This window comes from Achromobacter sp. MFA1 R4 (genome assembly GCF_900156745.1).
Taxonomy (GTDB): Bacteria; Pseudomonadota; Gammaproteobacteria; order Burkholderiales; family Burkholderiaceae_B; genus Achromobacter.
The window spans coordinates 2,940,623-2,961,070 of sequence record NZ_LT707065.1 but is presented as its reverse complement, the minus strand read 5'-3'; the positions used below and the strand labels follow the sequence as shown (position 1 = coordinate 2,961,070).

Here is a 20,448-nt window from a genome sequence, read left to right as displayed (position 1 = left end):
CGCCCGCCGCCTGTCAGCAAGGAACGCGCCCCGCGCCTACTGCCGGACCGCGTACAGGTAGATTTCCACGCGCCGGTTCAGCGCGCGCCCTTCGGCGGTCGCATTGTCGCCGATCGGATCGTTCGGGCCACGGCCCTCCACGCTCAGGCGGCCCGCCGCCACGCCCTGCCGGGCCAGGTAATCCGTCACGCTCTTGGCGCGGTTCACCGACAGGGTCTGGTTGTGCGCCAGCGATCCGGTGCTGTCCGTATGGCCCACCACCTTTGCCCGCAGTTCGGGATGCTGATTCAGCGAACGCGCCACGCTGTCCAGCACCGGCAGCAACGCCGGCTTGAGCTGCGTCTTGTCCGTGTCGAACGACACGCCGCTCGGAATATTGACCTTCAGGCTGCCATCGGGCATTTCCACGACGTCGATGCCCAGCGACGAGGCCCCGGATTTCTGCACGTCTTCCTTGACGACCTTCCAGTTGTAGCCCACCAGGCCGCCCGCCACCGCACCGATGCCGGCGCCGATGGCCGCGCCCTTGCCGTGTCCGATCAAGGCGCCGATACCCGCGCCCAGCGCCGCACCCGCACCCGTTCCCACGGCGGTATTCGTTTGCTGTTGCGTGGCGCACCCTGCCAGCAACACGCCCGCCGTCGCAAACACGGCGATCCGGTTGATTGTTCTTGAATTCATGGCAACCTCCACTGTCCATCCAGAAACCGGTTCATTCCGGCGTGGATCATGCTAGCAAGGGCAGCCGGGGCGACGGGCAACATTTTGTATGCCTCGCCGGCGCCGTCCGGGGCCGGCAGACGCCGGCCACGTTAAGATCGCGCGATCGGAGAAAACATCCATGACAGTCGCTCGCACCTACTTTTTCAACCGAATGGCCGACAACGAGCTGGCCGGGTTGTGCGGCGCAAAAGACGACTTCTTTCTGGAAAACATCGACGACCTGGAATCCGCCGTCGCCCGCATCCGGGCCATGCTCAAGCAGGCAGGCATGCGCAGCGAGGTGGAGCACGCCCCGCTCAACGCCGCCCCGGGCATCGGCGATCTCCTATCGGCTGTCGCGCCGGCCGTCGGCCTGATCTGGGCGTCCGTGCGCGCGCTGGAATCGACGGGACGTCCTCGTGCCGACGCGACGTTGCGCCTGACGTCGAACAGTTCCCTCAGCGTGGTGTTCTCCCGAGCGCCGCGCCCGCCCACCGCGCAATGAGCCGCGAGGCGGCAATATGCCGCCGGTCGGCGCCTGTCACCCCCGCCGGCCAAACAGCATCGCCAATCCGAACAACGCCCCCAGCCCGCCGACGATGGCCAGCGATATCGACGGCTCGCGCAGGTTCAGCGCCATGATCGCCGACCCCGCCCCCAGGGCGGTGATCCCCAAACCCACCAGGCGCCCGGCCGTGGAGCCGTAGAAATGCGTACGGCGCGCCGCCTGCGTGCCCGCGGGCTGGCGCTTCTGCCAGGCCGCCAATGCCTGCTCGAACTCGCGCAACAGGCGTTCCCGGCTGGGCAGGTCCACCGCGCTGACGAGCAACGTCGGCAGGCCGGCGCGGACCAGCTTGAGATAGTCGTCCGTGCCCCAGCTGGACAGATCGGCAAAGGCCACGGAAGACCGGCGCGAAAACTCCAGCCCATCGGCCGTCACCCTGACGGCATTGCGCGTGGGAAAGCCCTTGTACGCAATCAGCGGCGGCACGAGCAGGCCAAGCAGCGCAAGCCCGGCGGCCAGGCCCATCGGTCCGCGGTTGAACACCACGAGCATGAAACTGCCTGCCGCCAGCGCGAAGGCCAAGGGCACCGACCACTGGTGCCATCGGGTATAGACCGAGACCTGAATCCCTTCGTTGCTGTTCATGCCTGCATCTCGTCAGTTGTTTGCTTTCACCAGGTTGGAACCGTTGGCGCCCATCGGCACCGAGCGGATGTCGGGCATGCGGTCCGGGTCCGGCCAGTATTCGACCTTGATGACCGCTTCCTGGAAGATATCGTCATCGACCAGCACTTCCGTGCGCAGGATCGCGCAGCCATTGCTCACGTGGAATTGCACCGACTCGTCCCAGGGCTTGGCCGTGAACTCGATGGACTGGCTTCGATCCTTGCGTATCCAGCGCCAGGCATCCGCCCAGCCGGGACGAGACTGCATATTGTCCACGTATTGGTCCACGCGGTCGGCCCACGTTTCCTCGCGCGGACGGCCCTGCACTAATTGGGCATTGGACGGTCCGCGCGGCTGCAACTCGGGGTCCCGCGATCGCGCGGACCCCTTGCTTGCCACCACGGCGCTGACGCCCTGCCCGACCAGCTTGAGGTTATACGCGTAGTCGCTATGCTCGGAATAGCCCGGCATCACCACTTCCAGCACCAGGCGGTCCCGGCCGAACACCTCGCCCTGCCAAAGCCCGTTCCAGTCCAGCGTCACGCGCACGCCGAACACGGCCCGGTTGAACGCCTCCAGTTCCTCCACGCGCGTTTCGTAGAGGGTGCGTTCCTTCACGTCCGTGTACGCAGCGGAGCGCATGCAGCAGCAGGTGAACCAGATCTCCAGCTCGCTTTCCTTGGCGCTGTCGCCCCAGAACTTGAAGTACAGCCCGGCCGCCAGCAGGCACAGGCCCAGCGCAATCCAGCCCCACACCGGAATCCCCAGCAGCACGGTGCCGCCGCTGGTCAGGCCGACCATGGCGCTGCCAAAGCCCCCCGCGCCCGCCACCACGCCGGCCGCGCTGAAGGCCCCGCCCAGCGAAACCAGCGCCGTGGCGACGCCGGTCAGCCCGGACAGCAGCAGGAACACGGACGAGGTCGCATACGCGCTGCCCGCTTCGTAGTTCTTCACGTCGTACTGGTCGATCGCGCTCAGCGCGTTGTTGGCCCCGTCGACGAACGTGGCCGCCGCCGCGAACACGGCGCCCGCCGTCCGCACGGCCGTCAGGCGCATGTTCAATTTCAGGTTCATCGTGAAGGCCGTGTTGGCGCCCACCCGCGCGCCGATCGCGCCGGCCGTCACTTCGATCGCCACGCTGCCCACGCCCAGCACGCCCGAGGTGATGCCGAACCAGGCCTTGCGCGCGGCCTTGGCGTCATGGATGACCTGCGCCTTGCGCAGATCCGACACCGACGAATACAGCGCCACCAGCGTCATCACACCCGTCGCGCCCGCATTGGCGCCGTCCTTGGTCCTGGCCCACTTGATCAGGCCCGCCAGCGGCGACATGGTCGGCGCGGGCAGGGCAAGCACCGGCGGGGGCGCCGGCAGCGACAGTTGCGGCGTTGCGCCGGCCCCGGGCTGCGGCCGCGCCGCGGCGGCGGCGTTCAATTGCGCGTCGACTTCCTCGGGAATGATGTAGTTGAGCGTGACCGGCGTGGAGCGCTCGGCCTGGGTGCCCATCCAGCCAGACTGCATATGCGAGTTCGCATAAATGCCGTTCCCACCGCCCACCGTCACCGACGTCCGCTCCGGTTCCCAGACGATCTGGTGCATGTCCGCAATCATCCGGGGCACCGTGGTGGTGTGCGTACGCACCGCCATCACGATGTTCATGCGCGCCGACATCGTCAGCGTGACGCGCGCGGCGACGCGCTCGGCAATGGGATCGCCAGCCAGCGTCAGCCGCAGCAATTGCGTCGCCATGAAGCGGCCGATCGCCGCGGTCGCCACCCGCATCGGCGGCAATTGCCCCTTGGCCGCCCGCTCCTTGAGCCAATCGTTGTAGCTCTTGATCATCCGGCGCACGCTGGATATCTGCTTGGAGATGACCTTGCCCTTGGCCTCGCGGTCCAGAAAGCCCAGCAGCTCGCCGTCGTTCGCCGCCAGCGCGCGCCAGATCGCCGCATAGGTGCTGGAGCCGTCCTCGTCCTTCAGCGAATCGTCGATGGCCTTGTGTTCGCTTTCGATCGCGCCCGCGCCGTCCACGCACAGCGCCATGTCCTCCTCCAACCGCTCGCCGGCGGCGGCGTCCTGGGACGAATAGGCCTTGAGCGCCAGCCAGAACGTGTCGCGGCCATACCACCACGCCCAGTCCTTGCCGGCGCCCTCGATCTTCTCGCGCATCCGGGCGATGGCAGCCTTGTTGTCGCTGAGCGTCTTGGCGACCTTGCCCGTGTCGATGCGTTCGCGCAGGCGCGTGATCTCATCGCCCGTGGAGCCCATCTGCTTCTGCAGGCCATCGATGATTTGCGCCACGCCCACTTCGCGCATGCGCGTCGGGTCCAGATGGTGTTCGGCCAGTTCGCCCATGCACTTATTGCGCCACGTCGCCACGTCCGCCAGGATGCCCACGGGATCCCGCAGCGCCAGCACGATGCCGCCCTTGGGCGTCATCTGCCGCATCTTGGCCGCCATGGCCGCGGCCTGCCCGCCGAATACGCTCACGGCCGGCGCCAGCGTATTGCCGAACAGGGTGGCGGCGCCCGCCGCATCGCGGAACTCAATGGCGTGCTTGGCCAGGTTGGCGCCGTCCTCCGCCACGCGATAGCCGGTCTCGGGCTTGGGATGGCCGCCTCCCCACACCGCCTTGGCGTCCAGTTCCACCATGATCTTCTTGCGCCAGCGGTCGTCGCGGGCCAGGTCGCGGCGGATGTCCCGCGTCCACCATACCCGTGAATAACCCACCCACACCGTGCGCGACGCGTTGGCGGGCGCCTCCACGTTGATCAGCGACGATTCCAGGCCATGGCCTTCCCGCGTGCAGGTGAACGTGGGCTGTTCGGCCGGGCGGTTGTCGTCGTCGACCGGGACTTCCTTCATCTGGCCGGTCGCCGTCGCCGCGAACGCGCGCCACCCGTAGCTGCGGCGCGGATCCCAGATATAGACATAGCCCGCCGTGATCGCGCGCAGCATGTACGCGCCCTGGCGCAGGGTCTCGTAATACAGCTCCGGGTCCACGTACACCCCGTCGGGCAGGTCGTTCTTGCCGCCCGGCACGTAGGCGATCCGCATCGGCAGGATGGGCAGCCCCGGCCGGCCGCAGAACTTGCCCTTGCAGGGCAGCGCGTCGTAGTCAGTCGTCATGCTTGCAGATCCTCCCGAGCCTGCGCCTCGTGCGCAAACCCCTGCCATTCCTCATCGTCCATGTCCTCGGCGGCGCGATACAGGCGGCCGCCTTCCTCGCGCACTTCACGCAGCAGCGCCAGGAACGAGGGCGCGCGTTCCAGCGGCGCCGCCAGGCGCACCCGCCAGGCGGCGAACAGCGCCGCGTCATCGTCATCCTCGATGCCGCAGGCCGCGGCGGCGTCCAGCGCGCGCCGCACGGGTTCCAGCGCCGACGCCCCATGGCGCAGGCCGTCCGCGTTCAGCCGTTGCAGCACCGCATTGACGCGGCCCAGCCGCGCCAGCCGGGGCCAGTCCGGCGTGACGGTCTGCATCGGGCCGCCCGCGTCCGGCAGGGCCTGCCACTGCCCAAACCCGTCCACGCTCATCCACGTCACGCCCGCGATCCAGGAGGACGGCACCGTGCCCGCGTACAGCTCGCTCTGGAATTGCGTGGTGCGCGGGTCCCAGAACCGCAGGATGCGCACGCGCCCCCGCGCATCGCGCAGGCGCGCACGCTGGACCAGGCGCTGTGCGACTTCCCCCAGTGGCAGGTCGGTGGCCAGCCACGCCGACATCGACCTCGCCCGCCGGACGGCCGGCGCCGGGCGCACGGCTTCATCCACCGCCAGCCGCAGACTGGCGTTGACCAGGCGCTCGTGCCGCACTTCGTCCGGCACTTCGGCCAGATACAGGGGCGGCGCGGTCGCGCCTTGTGAAAGCAGGTCGACCTCGCGGCGCGCCAGGCCGGCCGAGGCGATCTGCCTTGCCAGCGGATCGCCCAGCGTCGAATCGCACAACAGCAGCACGCGCCGGTCGGCGCGACCGTCCAGGACCGCGCGCAGGCCCGCGATGGCGCGCTCGACGCGGGCTTCGGCGCCGTCCGTCCAGTATTCGGGGTGGCGAGGCGTCGCGTCCATCGTCATGCCGCCAACGCGCCGCTGCCGGCTGCGTCCTCGAGCGCCGCGGCGCAGCCTTCCAGATCGCCTTGCGGCGGCTGCGCGGGTCCGGCGCCGCTTTGCGGCCCCACCCAGTTATGCACGCCCGCCTTCAGTTCCACCTTGCCGGGCGCGTGCAGCTGGATGCCGCCGCCCTCGATCCGCAGGTACGCGCCGGCGGCCGTCGCCAACACCTTCTTCGACGCATTCACGTCCACCGCGCCCTGCGCCGACGCCAGCGTCACCGCCTTCTCCGCCGCCAGCCGCATGCGGGCCTTCTGGCTTTGCAGCCGCAGTTGTCCGCCCGCCGCATGCAGGCGGATGCCTTGTTCTTCAACCGCCCGGCCGCTGCCGCCCAGGCCCTTGGTGAACAGCACGACGCCTTGCGCCACGCACATCGACAGGTTCGCGCCCGCCGCCCAGTTCACGTCCGGGGCGATCTGGCACAGCGTGGCGCCCGCCACCGTGTATGCGTTGTGCGGCGTGTACTGGCCTATTCCGCTGGGCGCGCTGACCTGGATGTGCGGCGTGGTGTAGGCCGGGACACGGACCTCTGCCTCGGCCTTGGTGCCCTCGATGATCTCGCGCACCGCATCCAGCTCGTTCAGCGCGCGCGTCTTGTCTGCGTCGCCAGGCAGATTGGCTTCCTGGCGGCCGGCGCTGGCGGACAGCTCGCCCGCCTGCGCGATGGACTTTTCCATCTGCTTGATGGCTTCTTCGCTGTCCAGCAGGCCGCCGGCCGCGTCCTCGCGCTTGTCCGCGCTGATCAGCAATCCTTCCCCCGCGCGCAGCGCCAGCGCTTCGCTGGTGGCCAGCTCGGCGCCATGGCCCAGGTCCGACAGCCGCTCGTTGTCGCGCTGCTGCTTCAGATGCCCCAGATTCAGCCGCGCCTCGGCCTGCGTGGTCGACGCCGTCAGCCGCGATTGGCCCGGGGTGTCATCCTGCACGAGCTGGTTGTAGCCGCCCATGCCTTGTCCACTCGTGGCAAGCGCCTGGGTCTTGAACCCCGACATCACCACGTTGTGCGCGTGCCCCGCGTCGCTGCCCGCGAACCAGGCAGGCGCGTTGCCGGTCGCCTTGGCCGCCCCGCCCTGGACCTGGTTGTTGGCCGCGTTCTCGGCGCCGGCGCCGTTGTACAGCGCGCCCACGACGACCGGCCGGTCGATGTCGCCATGCAGGAACTGCACCAGCACCTCCTGCCCCAGCCGAGGCACGAAATGGCCTCCCCAATCCGATCCGGCGACGGGCTCGGCCACGCGCACCCAGGCGCCCAGGGCCTCGCTGGCCGGCGCGTTGTCATCGCCGGCCGGATGATCCTGGCGGTTGCTGGACGCGCTGCCGCGCTGCCAGTGAAACTGGATCTTGATGCGGTGATCGCGGTCGGTGTGGACCGGATCGCCGGTCCCCACCACCAGCGCGGTCTGCGCGCCATGGACCGTGGGCCGGGGATGCAGGCGCGCGCCGTGGCCGTCCCGCGTGCGGGGACGGTATTCCAGCGTGGCGGCAATGGCCTCGAAGCGGTTGCGGTAGAAGTCCGCCTCGCCGGCCGCCGATGCGCCGGCCACAGGTTCGCCCGCCGCGCCCAGGGCTTGCGCCACGGCCTGCCCCAGGCTTTCGTCGAAGTTGTTGCGCGCCTCGTGGCGCATGCCGATCACCACGAAATCCGCGCCCGCCCCTTGCGACGGCCCCCAGTGGCCCGTCAGCGTGAAGCGCTGCCCCGGCGCCAGCGTGCGGGCGGTGCCTTCGCCTTCGTACAGCGATTGGCGCACGCGTTGCGCCGCCAGCGCGTTGTGCGCCAGGCGCTCGCCTTGCGCGCCGTCCTCGAACAGGTACTGTCCGGGGTAGTCCGAATCGGCCAGTTCCATCGCATTGGCGAACTTGTCTTCGACCTGGGCGCTGACCTTGCGGGCCTGCATGGCGCGGTAGTCCCAGGTGGCCAGGCGCACCGCATTGGTTTTCCACGCGCGGCCCTGCCGCCAGCCCTGGATGGAATCCTGCTTCTCGGTGGCATCGGCGCGTTGAAACGGGATGCTGTCCTGCGGGCCGGGCTCGAATGCGCCATTGTGGTCCGCGATGACGATCGTGGCCGTGCCGGGCGCGTCCTCGCCGCCTTCATGCTCGACCCAGTAGAACAGCCCCTCTTCGGCCAGCAGGCGCTCGACGAACGCGAAGTCGGTTTCCCGGTACTGGATCGTCAGGCTGCGCTTGGCGTAGGCATCGCGATCCCTGACTTCCCAGCGCCACAGGGGCGCCAGCGCGCCCTGGCCCTGGTAGTCGCCAAACACGCTGTCGACGATGTCGATCACCGACAGGTCCTGGAATACGTAGCTGTCGCGCCGCTGGCGCAGCAGCGCCAGCCACGGTTCGATGCGCAGGCGGTAGCGCGCGAAGCCGCCGTTGGCGCCCTCGAACCGCGCCTCGGTCACCAGGCCGCACCAGACGCGGTGCTCGTCCGGCCCCAGGGCGGTCCGCAGCTTCACCTGCGCGGCCTGGCCGATCAGCGACTTCAGCGGAATGTGGGCATCGTCCGACAGCGCATCCACGTGCAGCACGAAGCCGCCGTCGCTCAGCTGCTCCGTGCCTTGCAACCGCTCCGCCAGCAGCTTGTCCTGCCCGAGCGGCGTCGTCAGGTCCAACAGGCGATCGGCCTGCGTAAAGCCTGCACCCAGCAGACTGGCGGCGGCGAGTTCTAGGGCCATGACTGCATTTCTCCTGGTCAGCTCATCCGGAACCGGAACTCGCCGTTCTTGCCCGCGCTCACACGGATCCTGGCGATGGGCTCACCCTGCGCCATGCGACTCAGGACGTGCTCGGCAATCTCCGGCAGCAGCGTTCCGTTCAGGATGTGGTCCACGTTGCGCGCGCCGGTATCCACTTCGGTGCAGCGGGCCAGCACGGCGTCCACCAGGCCCTCGTCCCATTCGAACACCGCGCGGTGCGTGGCCTGGACGCGGCGGGCGATGCGTCCGAGCTTCAGGCCGATGATGTGCGCCAGCGCGTCGTCGTCCACCGGGTAGTACGGAATGGTCTTCATGCGCCCCAGGAATGCGGGCTTGAACGCCTTGTACAGCTGCGGCGCCAGCAGCGCCGACAGTTGCTCGGGCGATGGGCGCTCGCTGGCCGGCTTGTTCAGGCAGGCCTGCATGATGGCGCTGGACCCCACGTTGGACGTCAGGATGATCAGCGTGTTGCGGAAATCGATCTCGCGTCCTTCCGCGTCGTCCATCACCCCCTTGTCGAACACCTGGAAGAACAGCTCCAGCACATCGGGGTGCGCCTTTTCGATTTCATCCAGCAGCACCACGCTGTAGGGCTGGCGGCGCACCGCCTCGGTCAGCACCCCGCCCTCGCCATAGCCGACGTAGCCGGGCGGCGATCCCTTCAGGCCGGAAATGCTGTGGGCCTCCTGGTATTCGCTCATGTTGATGGTGACCAGCTTGCGCTCGCCGCCGTACAGGATGTCCGCCAGCGCCAGCGCCGTCTCGGTCTTGCCGACGCCCGACGGGCCCACGAACAGGAACACGCCCTTGGGCTTGTCCGGGTCTTCCAGGCCGGCGCGGGCCGTGCGCACGCGCTGCGCGATGGCATGCAGCGCGTGGTCCTGCCCGATCACACGCTCGGCCAGCATGGGCTGCAGTTGCAGCACGGTGCGGATCTCGTCGTTCACCATGCGGCCCAGCGGAATGCCGGTCCACGCCGCAATGATTTCGGCCACGACCTGGGCGTCCACGCAGGCGGGCACCAGGGGCTGCTCCCCTTGCAGGGCGCGCAATTCGTCCATCAGGCCGGCCAGGCGCTGCTGCCCGGGCGTGAGAGCGAGCGGCGCGGAGGCCGCCTTGCGCCGGCTCGCGGCGGGCGCGGGCGCCTGCGGAGCCGGCGAATCCTGGCCCTGCGTCTCCGGGCTCGCCGCTTCCAGTTCGGCCCGCAGGGCATGGATGCGTTCGACCAGTCCGGTCTCGGCCGCGTGCCGGGCCTGCGCCTCGGCCAGCGTCGCCTCCACCGCGGCGATCTCCGCGTCCAGCTCGGCCAGCCGCGCCTGCGGCGCCCCGGTGGCGGCTTCGCGCCGCAGCGCCTCCTGCTCCGTGCGCAGCCGCGTCAGGCGATGGCGCGCATCGTCGATCAGCGCCGGCGTGGCGCTGCGGCCCAGCGCCACGCGCGCGCAGGCCGTGTCCAGCACGCTGACGGCCTTGTCCGGAAGCTGACGGCCGGTGATATAGCGATGCGACAGCTTCGCCGCGGCCACGATGGCCTCGTCCAGGATGCGCACGCCGAAATGGCGCTCCATCAGCGGCGCCATGCCGCGCAGCATCGACGCCGCCAGCGCCTCGTCCGGCTCCTCGACCTTGACGACCTGGAAGCGGCGCGCCAGCGCGGCATCCTTCTCGAAGTACTTCTTGTATTCGCTCCAGGTCGTGGCGGCGATGGTGCGCAGCTCGCCGCGCGCCAGGGCGGGCTTGAGCAGATTGGCGGCATCGTTCTGCCCCGCCTGCCCGCCCGCGCCGATCATCGTGTGCGCCTCGTCGATGAACAGGATGATCGGCGAGGCGCTCTTCTTGACCTCGTCGATCACATTCTTCAGGCGGTTCTCGAACTCGCCCTTGACGCTGGCGCCCGCCTGCAGCAGGCCCATGTCCAGCACCCGCAGCGTCACGCCGGCCAGGGCCGGCGGCACATCCTCCGCCACGATCCGCAGCGCCAGCCCCTCGACCACCGCGGTCTTGCCCACGCCCGCCTCGCCGGTCAGGATGGGGTTGTTCTGCCGCCGCCGCGTCAGGATGTCGATCATCTGGCGGATCTCGGCGTCCCGGCCGATCACCGGGTCGATCTTGCCGTCACGCGCGCGCTCGGTGAGGTTGGTGGTGTACTGGTCCAGGGCGGGCGTCTGCGACAACGCCGGCGCGGGCTGGCCGGTCTGGCCTTCCTGCGCCGCGCCTTCGGCAAAGTCCACGGCCTGGCCCGCCTCTTCCGACCCCTGCGTCAGGGCGGCGAAATCGTGCTTGAGCTCGTCCAGCCGGAACGACTCGAACAGGGACGAGCCCCGCTGCGCCAGTTGCGCCAGGTCGGGCTCCGTCAGCAGCGCCAGCAACAGGTGCCCGGAGCGGATGCGGGTCGTCTGCGTATCCAGCGACGCGATCAGCCAGGCGTGCTCGAACAGCTTGGGCAGGTGCGCCGAAAACACGGGCGTGCGCGTATTGCCGTTCCTGAAGCGGCCGATCTCGGCCTTCAGGTCGGCTTCCAGCGCATCGGTCTGGATGTGACAACGCCGCGCAATGATGCTCACATCGCTGGCCGGCTTTTCCAGGAGCGCCAGGAACAGATGCTCCAGATCCACTTCGTAATGGCCTTGGGCCATGCACAGGCTGGCCGCGCGCTCGGCGGCCTGGCGACAGGTCTGGTTCAACTTCCCGATCAAGGTCTTCAGCGGAGTGCCCATGGATCTCTATGGTGTGATGAGGTCAGTGAATGGTGTGCAGTTCGTAGCTGGCGTCGTCGCGGTCCTCGCGCGCCGGCTCGGTGCATAAAAAGGAATTCCAGCCCAGGCGGACCTCGCCGCCTTCGCCTAGCCGGCACGGCGTGACGCTCTCGCGCGCCAGCACCAGCCGCACCTCGTACTCGAAGGTCATGCCGCCGAACATCGTCAACAGCTTCTCCAGCGCCCGCGCGCGCTCGCCGCCCGGCAGGAAGTCGGTATAGGCCTGGCGCGCCAAGGGGCCGATCCACAGCCGGATGCGCAGATCGCGCTGCCAGATGCGATCGCCCGCCAGCGCGGACACGCCCAGCACGGCGCCCGGCTGTCCGAGCCGCGTGCGGTTCTGCGGCGGCACGTCATACCAGCGGCCCACGAACTGTTCCACCCGCAGCGGCACGCCGAAGTAGTCCTGCAGCACGCGCTGCAGGAACGGCGCCGACACCGGCCGCTGGCGCGCGGCCGCGGCGTAGTGGGCAACGGACTCATCGAACACCCTGCCCGCGCCGTTGTGCAGCCGGTCGCGCAGCGCCGGGTGGCCGATGCCGCCCAAGGCCAGCAACAGCGGCAGGAAATGATGGTCCTGGTCGGTCTCATGCCGCAACGGCATGCGGTACTTCTTCCAGGCGGCGTAGAACAACGCGGCCGCCCGGTTCGAGAAAATGTCGAAGAAGGCGCGCGCGCCCCGGTCGCGCCGCAGGCTCTCCCGGTTCGCCAGCATTTCCGAATAGTGCAGCGGCAGCGCGCCCTGCCCGCCCAGCAGCCCGAAGAACGCCGGCGTCACGTCCACGCGGCCCAGCCGGCCTTCGGCCACGGCGGCCTGGCGCGCCGCTTCGTCGGCCAGCACCTCGCCATGCTTGTCATACGCCACCGCGTCGACGATTTCGCTGGGCGGAAAGCCCAGCCCGGGCGCATTGGGAAAGCGCAGATGCACGGGCACCGTGTGGCGCGTCGCGCCGCGCTCCTGCCGCGCAAAGCACTGCTCCAGCAGGCGCACCGCCTGGAAAAACTTGAAGCGCTGCGGCTCTGCCAGCAGCGCGTCCATCACGCTAGGATGGCGTCGCCGTTGCATGGGGGGCATCGTAGTAATTCCTCCGCGCCGCGGCGCGACAACACGACCAATTGCACGAAACTGTTGGCGTGCACGTACAGGCCGAAGAAGCGGTTGATGACGGCCACGAACGCATGCAGGCTCGTGCCCACGAAGTGGTCTTCGTTGACGGTCAGCCGGATCTCGATGCCGCGCACGAACGTCGCGAAGGGCTCGCCGGGCATCCAGTGCGTGGCCGGCTTGTAGTCCAGGCCGACCAGGCCTTCTATCTGTCGCGCCGCCACCGCCGAGCCCGACAGGTCGTACAGGCGCAGCGTTTCCTTCAAGGCCGGCAGGCCGCTCTGCACCAGGGACAGATGGTTCAGGGCCAGATGGGAAATCAGCCGCCAGTGCGCCGCGCGCCCCTGCTGGAATCGGTGCGAATGCGTCGGCCGGCGCAGCATCCGGATGGCGCGCGCCACCGTCCCGCCTTCCAGGAACAGGTCGCCGCCCGATTGCCCCACGGCGATGTGCGACGGCAGATCGCGATTGGTGCAGGTCAGGTCCAGGCTCAGGGTTTCGGTCTGCGGCACCGACGGATCGAAATCGATATCCACGATCGATATCTCGGTTTCGTATCCCGGGCTGCGCTGGGCCATCGCGGCATCGCGCCGCATCGTCCAGTAATGGCCGGCGGACTCCGGCGACTCGCCGTGATGCAGCGAGTAGAACGGCCGGAAATCCACCACCGCGTCGCCCTGCGCGTTCTGCCGCACCTGGCGCACGCGGTCGATGGAATAGACCTCGTAGCCATAGGCACGCCGCGCATCGGCCACCACCGGATAGGACGCCGCCGCATGCGTCACGCGGATGGGGTCGGCGCGCTGGGGAAACAGGTTCACCACCGGCGTGCAGCCCAGCCGCAGATTGTCCGCCGACGTCGACTCCAGCAGCCGCGCCGTGTTGGAATCGGCGCGCACCCCGCTTACCGGCAGATGCAGCGTGAATTGCCGCACGGTGCCCAGATAGGGGCGCAGGGCCGCCAGGTCGATGTCGACGAAATTGAATTTTTCGGAAAAGACGAAGTACTCGGCCAGCAGGCGATACGCCGGATGCGAGCTGGCCGGAAAGTCGATCAGCGCGTCTTCCTCGGCCAGTCCGACCTGCGCCAGCGGAATCGCGGGCAAACGGTCCCAGCGCCCCGGCTGCCACTCCACATACGCCGCGGCCGCGCGCAGGAACAAGGCGTCGCGCAGCGCCGCCACGAACGACGGTTCACCGTGCAGGTAGACGCGCAGCCGGTCGATGCCCAGCATGCCGAAGTGCTGGTTCTCGCCCTGGCACCCCAGCGTGACCGAGAAGCGGGCGGTGACGCCGGCGGGCAGCTTGGCCGTGGCCGGCGCCGTGGCGCTGGACACGAACCCCGCGCGCTGCACCTCCACGGGCGCCAGCGCGACCTCATACGCCGTGCGGAAACGGCACGCCACGCCGCGCACCGGATGGGATTTCAGCTCGGTGCCGCGGCCGATGCGCACGGGCGCGGTCAACTGCGCCCCCGCGCCGCCCAGGTCGAACTGCGCCACACTGCAAGAGGGAAACGGCCGCAGGTAATGCGGGTACATCACCTCGAACAGCGCTTCGGTGAATTCGGGGTAGTCGTCGTCCAGCTTCTTGTTGATGCGGGCGCTCAGCAACGCGAACGACTCGATCATGCGTTCGACGTGCGGATCTTCGCAGGTCTCGCCCGACAGCCCCAGCCGCGCGGCGATCTTCGGATAGCGCTCGGCGAAGTCGCGCGACGACGTGCGCAGAAAGCCAAGTTCGCGCTCGTAATAGGGCAGCAGTTCTTCCATTGATGTCTTCCTGTCCGGCGCGCCGGGGCACCTGCACCGCGGTTCGATGCGTCAGACCGTGGCCGGGCTCTTGGCCCAGCCCTTGGTCACGGAGTACTGCAGGGTCGATGGCTGCAACGTCGCGTCAAAGGTCACGGGCTCGTGGGCGGGCCCCACGTCCAGCATCGCCGTGATCGCGAAGTACAGCACCGACGTCGCGCGGCCGTCGACCTGCAGCATCACCCGCACGTGCGTCAGCCGCGGCTCGTGCCGCGCGATCGCCTGTTCGAGCGACCGGCAGATGAACTCGCGGTCGTAGTGGCTCGCCAGGCTCAGCCCGGAGAAGTCCGACAGCCCGTACGTCAGCAGCGAACGCTGGCAGTTCGGGTAGCGCCGCAGATCTTCCGCGGTGAACACCATGCGGGTGTTCAACAGGGCCTCGATGTCGCGCGCCACCGTCTCTTTCATTTCCTCGATCGACAAGCGCCGCAGCGCATAGGGCGACTGGCCCTCTGCTTCGAACAGCTTGTCGAAGAGACTCGGTTCGAATCCTTTCATCGGGGCCTCGAAAACAAACACAGCGACGTGGCAGGGCCGCGGCCACGCCGGGCCGCGGTGTTCCTGCCAGCGGGCGCGATCAGACCGAGTAGGTCTTGTCGTTCTTGGTCAGGCTCCAGGCGCCCTGGGCGTTGCCGCCCTGGTTGCCGCCCACCTTCTGCTGCGTGTACTTCCACTGCACGGCGGCGTACTTCAGCGAGAAGGTCTCGTGCGGCAGGCCTTCGGCCACCACTTCCGGCGCCACGCGCGCGATGATCACGTACTTCAGCTTGATTTCCAGGTACTTGACGCGGTTGCCCTCGCCGTCGGCGCGCAGGAAATCGATGGTGACTTCATCGAACGTGGTGCCGCCCGAGGCGTGCTGATACAGCAGCGGGCTGACAACGTCCAGGTCCTTGGTGAAGATCATTTCCCCATGTTCGGTGCGCTCGGCGGTGTGGCCGCCCGAGGTCGAAGCGGTGGCCGAACGCGGCTGGATGATCTCGTGGCGCCACGAGCTGACTTCGATCCAGTCCGGGTGGTCCTTGTCTTGCGACTCGCCCTTGAGCGCCGGATTGCCGAACTTGACGTAGATGTCCTTCATTGTTGATAACCTCTTTCAATGGATGAGTTGTCAGTGCAATGACGCTCAGGATTTCTGGGCCTGGGCCGGCAGTTCGGCGACCAGGCGCAAGGAAATCGAGAGTTCGTCAAGCTGGAAATGCGGCCGCAGGAACGCCACGGCGCGGAAGACGCCAGGACGACCGGGCACCTCGGCCACTTGCACCGAAGCTTCGCGCAGCGGGAACTGCGCCTTCTGTTCCTGCGTCGCGTTGTCGTCCAGCAGCACATACTGCGACACCCAGCGATTCAGGAAACTCTCTACGGACTGCGCAGACGCGAAGCTGCCGATCTTGTCGCGCATCATCGCCTTCAGGTAGTGCGCCACGCGCGACACCGAGAAGATGTATTGCAGCTGCGCCGACAACACCGCGTTGGCGTTGGCGCTGTCCGTGTTGTACTTCTTGGCCTTCTGCACGGACTGGGCGCCAAAGAAGGCTGCGTAGTCCGAGTTCTTGCAATGCACCAGCGGGATCAGGCCCTGGTCGCTCAGTTCCTTTTCGCGGCGGTCGGTGATGGCGATTTCGGTCGGGCACTTGAGCGCGATTTCGCCGTCGTCCGTCTTGAACGTGTGCGTGGGCAGGTTCTCGACCAGGCCGCCGCCCTCCACGCCGCGGATCGCCGCGCACCAGCCGAAGTCGGCGAATGCCGCCGTCAGGCGCGCGCCGAAGGCCCACGCGGCGTTGCACCACAGGTACTTGGAATGGTCGGTGCCGTCCACGTCCTCGACGAAGTTGAAGCCTTCGACCGTCGTGCCCTCCACCGGGTCGTACGGCAGGCGGCCCAGAAAGCGCGGCATCGTCAGGCCGACATAGCGCGAATCCTCCGAGTCGCGGAAGCTGCGCCACTTGGTGTATTCGACCGTGTCGAAGACCTTGGCCAGATCGCGCGGGCGTCCCAGGTCGGCAAAGCTGTCCAGGCCCAGCAGCTCGGGCGACGCCGAGGCAATGAACGGCGCGTGCGACGCGGCGGCCACGTGCGACATCTGTTCGATGAAGTACATGTCCTCCGGCTGGCGCGTGATCTCGAAGTTGCCCAGCAGCGCGCCGAACGGGGCGCCGCCGAACGTGCCGAATTCCTCTTCGTACACCTTCTTGAACATCAGGCTCTGGTCGAAGTCGATCGCCGTCTGGAAATCGCGCACCAGGTCGCGCTTGGTGGTGTTGAGCACCTTGATCTTCAGCATCGGGCTGGTGTCGGTTTCCTGGCACAGGTAGTGCAGGCCGCGCCAGGTGCTTTCCAGCTTCTGGAACTCGGGCGCGTGCATCACTTCGCTGAGCTGGGCCGAGATCAGGCGGTCCAGTTCGGCGACGCGCGCGTCCAGCATGGCCGACAGGTTGTCGGACACCACGACGGTGCCTTTCATCACTTCGCGCACCAGCTCGCCAATGATGTCCTTGGCGCGGTCGTGCTCGGCGGTGGATTTGGCGACACGGCTCTGCTCGACGATCTGGTCCAGCAGCCCGCTCTGCGTCTGCGTGGCGTCGGCGGTGGCGGCGGCGTTTTGCGCGGCGGCGGAATTACTCATTGCGGCCTCCCTTGTCGGTCTCGCTGGTCAGCTGTTGCAGCTTTTCGGTGCTGGTCAGCACTTCGCCCAGCAGGTCTTCGAGCTTGTCGTTGCCGGCAAGCTTGTTGCGCAGATCGGCCAGCTTGGTACGGATGTCCAGCAGCTCGCGCAGCGGATCCACCTGCTGCACCACGGCTTCGGGACGAAAGTCCTCGATGGAACGGAATTTGAGATCGACGCCGAAGGTGCCGCCCTCATCGGTCAGGCGGTTCTTCACCCGATACGCCGCGCGCGGCTCCAGCCCGCGCATCACGTCGTCGAAGTTGTCGACATCGATGTTGACGAACTTGCGGTCCTTCAGGCGGGGCAGCTCTGCTTCGGACTGCGCCGAAAAGTCGCCCACCACGCCGACCACGAAGGGAAGTTCCTTCTGTTCGATGGCGTCGCCCTTCTCCACGTCATACGTGAGCTGAACGCGCGGCGGACGGACTTTCTGCAGTCGTTTCTGAACGCTTTCTTTCTTGGCCATGGCAGGCTCCGTGCAAAGGATCTTGTCTGTCGGTCAGGGGCGCCGCCGTGGGCCGCGCGCTCCCGGAGGTATCACTTGGTCAGCAGGTCGCCGAACGGATTCGGCGCGCGGTTGGGCGGCTGGGCAGGCGGGTTGGCGGGTTGCTGCGGGGAAGACGGGGCTGCGGACGGCGCCGGCGTGGCGGACGTGGCCGGCGAGGCGGAAGCAGCCGGCGACGCGGACGGGGCCGGGGTGGCGGCCACCGGCTCGACCTTGCGCGGTTGGCGCGGACGTTGCGGTCGCTTGCCTTCGGGGAACAACACGTCCTGGCCGAGGGTTTCGCGCATCGACGCAGCCAGCGCCACGGCGTCCGCGCGGGCGTTGCCGGCCAGCAGCGCGTCGGCGCGCAGGTCGGCCAGCGACTGCATGGCCACGCGCAGGCCCCCGACGGCACGCACCGTCTTGGCCACGAAGTCATCCGGATCGCGGCTCAGGGTTTCATCGGCGGCGACGATCGCCTGGCCGTATTTCTGCTGGTCGAAGCGGATCTTCGCGATGTAGGACCACGGCTCGCCCTTGGACGGATTGCGCTGGGCGATCTCCTCGAACTGCGCGACAGCCTGGTCGGCGCTCTTTTGCTCCAGCGTCTTTTGCGCGGCGGCCAGGGACTTTTCGTATTCGGCTTCCGACTGCGGCTTGACGGAGGCGCAACCGGCCATCAATGCAACGACACCTGCGATAACAACGAGGCGGGAAAAGGGCATTTTTTAAGCACCTAGCGGGGTTGTAACTAGGGGCCGTATTTCAACAACCTTTTGTTAGTGCAAAGCTACAGCGAGTGTCTTCATGTTACTTGCCGCCAATTTGCACGCATCATGCCGCGATCTGTATTGCTTCACACACTTCCGGTATAAAGAGCCATGTCCAAACATATCCATTTATCACGTTTGTTCACGGCCCTGGCATGCGCGCTTGCAAGCACCGCCATCACTGGATGTGCGGCCGTTTCGGCCATTGGCGCGGTCGCCGGTTTGACGGGGAATGCGATCGAGATGGCGGGCCTGAAAAAGCCCGAAAACGCGCCTGTGGAAGTGAAATTGGCGATTCACGCCGGAGAAAATTTGAATGCCGGCGCTGGCCAGCCGATGGCGGTAGTTACAAAAATATACTACCTGAAGAATCCTGAGCAATTCCAGCGTGCGCCGCTCACGCAATTGATAGACACTGCCGGGGAGAAAGCGGCGCTGGGGGAATCGATGCTGGGTTCGCGCGAGCTCACGCTCACGCCGGGACAGCGATACGAAACCGTCGAAAAAGTCCCCAAGCAAGCTGACTACATCGCAGTCGCCGGGCTGTTCTACGCCCCCGCGCCCATGCGATGGAAGTACGTATTCAAGGTTGAAAGCGTGGAAGACGACGGCATCGTATTGGGCGCGCACGCTTGCGCGTTGACGGTGGCCACGGGCAGCCTCACGCTGCCGGCGGGCATGCCCGCCTACGATCCGTCGCGCCTGTCCGGCGTGCAGTGTCCGGGTTGACGCGCATCGCGGCCGCGCGCCGTTCGTCCAACCCTTTCATCTATATAGCCATATAGAACCAGGAAAGAAGCAAGAGGGAGCGCTTATTTTGAGTTACTCAGCCAAAGTCCTTTGGGGCGAAGGTTTGTTCCTGCGGCCGCAGCATTTCCAGCGGCAGGATGCCTATCACGAAGACCGGCTGGCCGAGATGGCCCGAGCGCTGCATCCCTATGCGTGGGGTCTGCGTTCGGCGCGCTTCGATGCCGCCGCGCTCGCCAACGGCATGTTGCGCGCCACCGAAATGAGCGCGGTGTTTCCCGATGGCGAACTCTACAGCGCGCCGCATGGCGATGAGCTGCCCCCGCCCGTTGCCCTGACGGCGCTGGACGGCGTGAGCGAAGCCGTGTTCTATCTGGCGATCCATCCGCTGAAGGCGATCGGCGGCAACTACCGCGACGCACAGACCACGGGCAGCTTCGACACGCGCTACACGCATGACAATGCGCCCGCGCCCGATCTCTACACGGGCGCCGCGTCCGCCGAGCTGGCGTTCCTGCGCAAGGACGTGCGCCTGATTTCCGAATTGGAGCCGCGCGATGAGCTGCTGGCGATCCCCGTCGCGCGCGTACGGCGCACCGCCAGCGCGGGCTACGAACTGGACACCACCTTCATCGCCCCCAGCCTGTCGCTCACGGCCTCGGGCGCGCTGCACGAACAACTGCGCCGGCTGCTCGACGCCTTGCAGGCCAAGGTCAACGCGCTCTATGGCTTTCATCGCGAGCCCAGCAAGAACATCATCGAGTTCCGCTCGGGCGACGTCGCCTCGTTCTGGCTGCTGCACACGGCCAACGAAGCCTACGCCACGCTGTCGCACCTGTTCCATCACCCGCAACTGCATCCCGAACGCCTCTTCCAGGAGCTGGCGCGGCTGGCAGGCGCGCTGATGACCTTCTCCAAGGTGCATACGCTGGCCGATCTGCCCGTGTATCGCCACGATGCCCCCGGCCCGGCGTTCGCCCGCATGGACGAGATCCTGCGCGACCTGCTCGAAACCGTGATCTCGACCCGCTACTTCTCCATCATGCTCGAAGAGCTGCGTCCCTCGTTCCACATGGGACGGCTCGATTCGGAAAAGCTGGACGAGACCACGTCGCTTTATCTGGCCGTGCAGGCCGCGATGCCCGCCGCCGAGCTGTCGGAGAGCGTGCCCATGCGCTTCAAGGTGGGCGCGCCCGAAGACGTGGACAAGCTGGTGCTGTCCGCCATGCCCGGCGTGCCGCTCGCCTACACGCCGCAGGTGCCGCCCGCCGTGCCCGTCAAGCCGGGCGCCGTCTATTTCGCCCTGCAGACGCGGGGCTCGCTGTATGACCGCATGCTGCAGGCGCGCAGCATCGCCATCTATGCGCCCGCCGGCATTCCCGAACTCAAGCTGGATTTGATCGCAGTGACCCGCTGACAGGAACGACACCGC

At 67.6% G+C, this 20,448-nt stretch carries 16 protein-coding genes; 3 read left to right on the top strand and 13 right to left on the bottom strand.

From position 1 onward, the window contains the following. Window positions 1-36: 36 nt before the first annotated feature. Window positions 37-681 (bottom strand): OmpA family protein, encoded by a 645-nt coding sequence (locus BXA00_RS13400; RefSeq protein ID WP_076518930.1) that lies wholly within the window; start codon window positions 679-681, stop codon window positions 37-39. A 160-nt stretch (window positions 682-841) separates the two neighbouring features. Here BXA00_RS13400 and BXA00_RS13395 point away from each other — a divergent pair, with 160 nt between their 5' ends. Next, on the top strand, window positions 842-1,207 hold the full coding sequence (locus BXA00_RS13395; RefSeq protein ID WP_076518929.1) for a hypothetical protein: 366 nt from the start codon (window positions 842-844) through the stop codon (window positions 1,205-1,207). Window positions 1,208-1,243: 36 nt separating this feature from the next. On the opposite strand, the gene BXA00_RS13390 is transcribed toward BXA00_RS13395, so the two are convergent. The 12 genes from BXA00_RS13390 to BXA00_RS13335 form a co-directional block, all read right to left on the bottom strand. After that, window positions 1,244-1,852 (bottom strand): hypothetical protein, encoded by a 609-nt coding sequence (locus BXA00_RS13390; RefSeq protein WP_076518928.1) that lies wholly within the window; start codon window positions 1,850-1,852, stop codon window positions 1,244-1,246. 12 nt (window positions 1,853-1,864) lie between these two features. Further along, window positions 1,865-5,002 carry a T6SS effector BTH_I2691 family protein gene (locus BXA00_RS13385; protein ID WP_076518927.1) on the bottom strand — a complete coding sequence of 1,046 codons (3,138 nt, stop codon included), beginning with the start codon at window positions 5,000-5,002 and terminating at the stop codon, window positions 1,865-1,867. Then, window positions 4,999-5,946: a DUF4123 domain-containing protein gene (locus tag BXA00_RS13380; protein ID WP_076518926.1), complete on the bottom strand. Its 948-nt coding sequence runs from the start codon at window positions 5,944-5,946 to the stop codon at window positions 4,999-5,001. Before BXA00_RS13380 ends, BXA00_RS13385 begins: the two co-directional genes overlap by 4 nt. Next, the gene (locus BXA00_RS13375) at window positions 5,943-8,657 is read right to left on the bottom strand and encodes a type VI secretion system Vgr family protein (protein WP_076518925.1); all 2,715 of its coding nucleotides are present in this window, start codon (window positions 8,655-8,657) and stop codon (window positions 5,943-5,945) included. Before BXA00_RS13375 ends, BXA00_RS13380 begins: the two co-directional genes overlap by 4 nt. 17 nt (window positions 8,658-8,674) lie before the next feature. Further along, window positions 8,675-11,392: a type VI secretion system ATPase TssH gene (gene tssH / locus BXA00_RS13370; protein ID WP_076518924.1), complete on the bottom strand. Its 2,718-nt coding sequence runs from the start codon at window positions 11,390-11,392 to the stop codon at window positions 8,675-8,677. Between the two features lie 22 nt (window positions 11,393-11,414). Next, the gene (gene tssG, locus BXA00_RS13365; protein ID WP_076521940.1) at window positions 11,415-12,506 is read right to left on the bottom strand and encodes a type VI secretion system baseplate subunit TssG; all 1,092 of its coding nucleotides are present in this window, start codon (window positions 12,504-12,506) and stop codon (window positions 11,415-11,417) included. After that, window positions 12,470-14,308, bottom strand: coding sequence for a type VI secretion system baseplate subunit TssF (gene tssF, locus BXA00_RS13360; protein ID WP_076518923.1), 1,839 nt, complete (start codon window positions 14,306-14,308; stop codon window positions 12,470-12,472). The genes tssG and tssF overlap by 37 nt, the downstream gene beginning before the upstream one ends. 51 nt (window positions 14,309-14,359) lie before the next feature. Then, complete coding sequence (gene tssE / locus BXA00_RS13355) at window positions 14,360-14,845, bottom strand: type VI secretion system baseplate subunit TssE (RefSeq protein WP_076518922.1); 486 nt, start codon at window positions 14,843-14,845, stop codon at window positions 14,360-14,362. A gap of 79 nt (window positions 14,846-14,924) precedes the next feature. Then, window positions 14,925-15,428, bottom strand: a complete 504-nt coding sequence (locus BXA00_RS13350) for an Hcp family type VI secretion system effector (RefSeq protein WP_076518921.1) — start codon at window positions 15,426-15,428, stop codon at window positions 14,925-14,927. A 45-nt stretch (window positions 15,429-15,473) separates the two neighbouring features. After that, window positions 15,474-16,973 (bottom strand): type VI secretion system contractile sheath large subunit, encoded by a 1,500-nt coding sequence (gene tssC, locus BXA00_RS13345; protein WP_076518920.1) that lies wholly within the window; start codon window positions 16,971-16,973, stop codon window positions 15,474-15,476. Beyond that, complete coding sequence (tssB, locus tag BXA00_RS13340; protein WP_076518919.1) at window positions 16,966-17,481, bottom strand: type VI secretion system contractile sheath small subunit; 516 nt, start codon at window positions 17,479-17,481, stop codon at window positions 16,966-16,968. Before tssB ends, tssC begins: the two co-directional genes overlap by 8 nt. A gap of 71 nt (window positions 17,482-17,552) precedes the next feature. Continuing rightward, window positions 17,553-18,224, bottom strand: a complete 672-nt coding sequence (locus BXA00_RS13335; protein WP_231952253.1) for a hypothetical protein — start codon at window positions 18,222-18,224, stop codon at window positions 17,553-17,555. A 156-nt stretch (window positions 18,225-18,380) separates the two neighbouring features. On the opposite strand from BXA00_RS13335, the gene tssJ reads away from it, so the two are divergent. Both tssJ and tssK read left to right on the top strand, forming a co-directional pair. Continuing rightward, window positions 18,381-18,998: a type VI secretion system lipoprotein TssJ gene (gene tssJ / locus BXA00_RS13330; protein WP_076518917.1), complete on the top strand. Its 618-nt coding sequence runs from the start codon at window positions 18,381-18,383 to the stop codon at window positions 18,996-18,998. An 88-nt stretch (window positions 18,999-19,086) separates the two neighbouring features. After that, on the top strand, window positions 19,087-20,433 hold the full coding sequence (gene tssK / locus BXA00_RS13325) for a type VI secretion system baseplate subunit TssK (RefSeq protein ID WP_076518916.1): 1,347 nt from the start codon (window positions 19,087-19,089) through the stop codon (window positions 20,431-20,433). The last annotated feature ends 15 nt before the right edge of the window (window positions 20,434-20,448 follow it).

Bases quoted from the DNA above. Each gene is read 5' to 3' on its own strand.
- BXA00_RS13400 (WP_076518930.1), bottom strand. From the start codon at position 681: ATGAATTCAAGAACAATCAACCGGATCGCCGTGTTTGCGACGGCGGGC.
- BXA00_RS13395 (WP_076518929.1), top strand. From the start codon at position 842: ATGACAGTCGCTCGCACCTACTTTTTCAACCGAATGGCCGACAACGAG.
- BXA00_RS13390 (WP_076518928.1), bottom strand. From the start codon at position 1,852: ATGAACAGCAACGAAGGGATTCAGGTCTCGGTCTATACCCGATGGCAC.
- BXA00_RS13385 (WP_076518927.1), bottom strand. From the start codon at position 5,002: ATGACGACTGACTACGACGCGCTGCCCTGCAAGGGCAAGTTCTGCGGC.
- BXA00_RS13380 (WP_076518926.1), bottom strand. From the start codon at position 5,946: ATGACGATGGACGCGACGCCTCGCCACCCCGAATACTGGACGGACGGC.
- BXA00_RS13375 (WP_076518925.1), bottom strand. From the start codon at position 8,657: ATGGCCCTAGAACTCGCCGCCGCCAGTCTGCTGGGTGCAGGCTTTACG.
- tssH (WP_076518924.1), bottom strand. From the start codon at position 11,392: ATGGGCACTCCGCTGAAGACCTTGATCGGGAAGTTGAACCAGACCTGT.
- tssG (WP_076521940.1), bottom strand. From the start codon at position 12,506: ATGCCCCCCATGCAACGGCGACGCCATCCTAGCGTGATGGACGCGCTG.
- tssF (WP_076518923.1), bottom strand. From the start codon at position 14,308: ATGGAAGAACTGCTGCCCTATTACGAGCGCGAACTTGGCTTTCTGCGC.
- tssE (WP_076518922.1), bottom strand. From the start codon at position 14,845: ATGAAAGGATTCGAACCGAGTCTCTTCGACAAGCTGTTCGAAGCAGAG.
- BXA00_RS13350 (WP_076518921.1), bottom strand. From the start codon at position 15,428: ATGAAGGACATCTACGTCAAGTTCGGCAATCCGGCGCTCAAGGGCGAG.
- tssC (WP_076518920.1), bottom strand. From the start codon at position 16,973: ATGAGTAATTCCGCCGCCGCGCAAAACGCCGCCGCCACCGCCGACGCC.
- tssB (WP_076518919.1), bottom strand. From the start codon at position 17,481: ATGGCCAAGAAAGAAAGCGTTCAGAAACGACTGCAGAAAGTCCGTCCG.
- BXA00_RS13335 (WP_231952253.1), bottom strand. From the start codon at position 18,224: ATGCCCTTTTCCCGCCTCGTTGTTATCGCAGGTGTCGTTGCATTGATG.
- tssJ (WP_076518917.1), top strand. From the start codon at position 18,381: ATGTCCAAACATATCCATTTATCACGTTTGTTCACGGCCCTGGCATGC.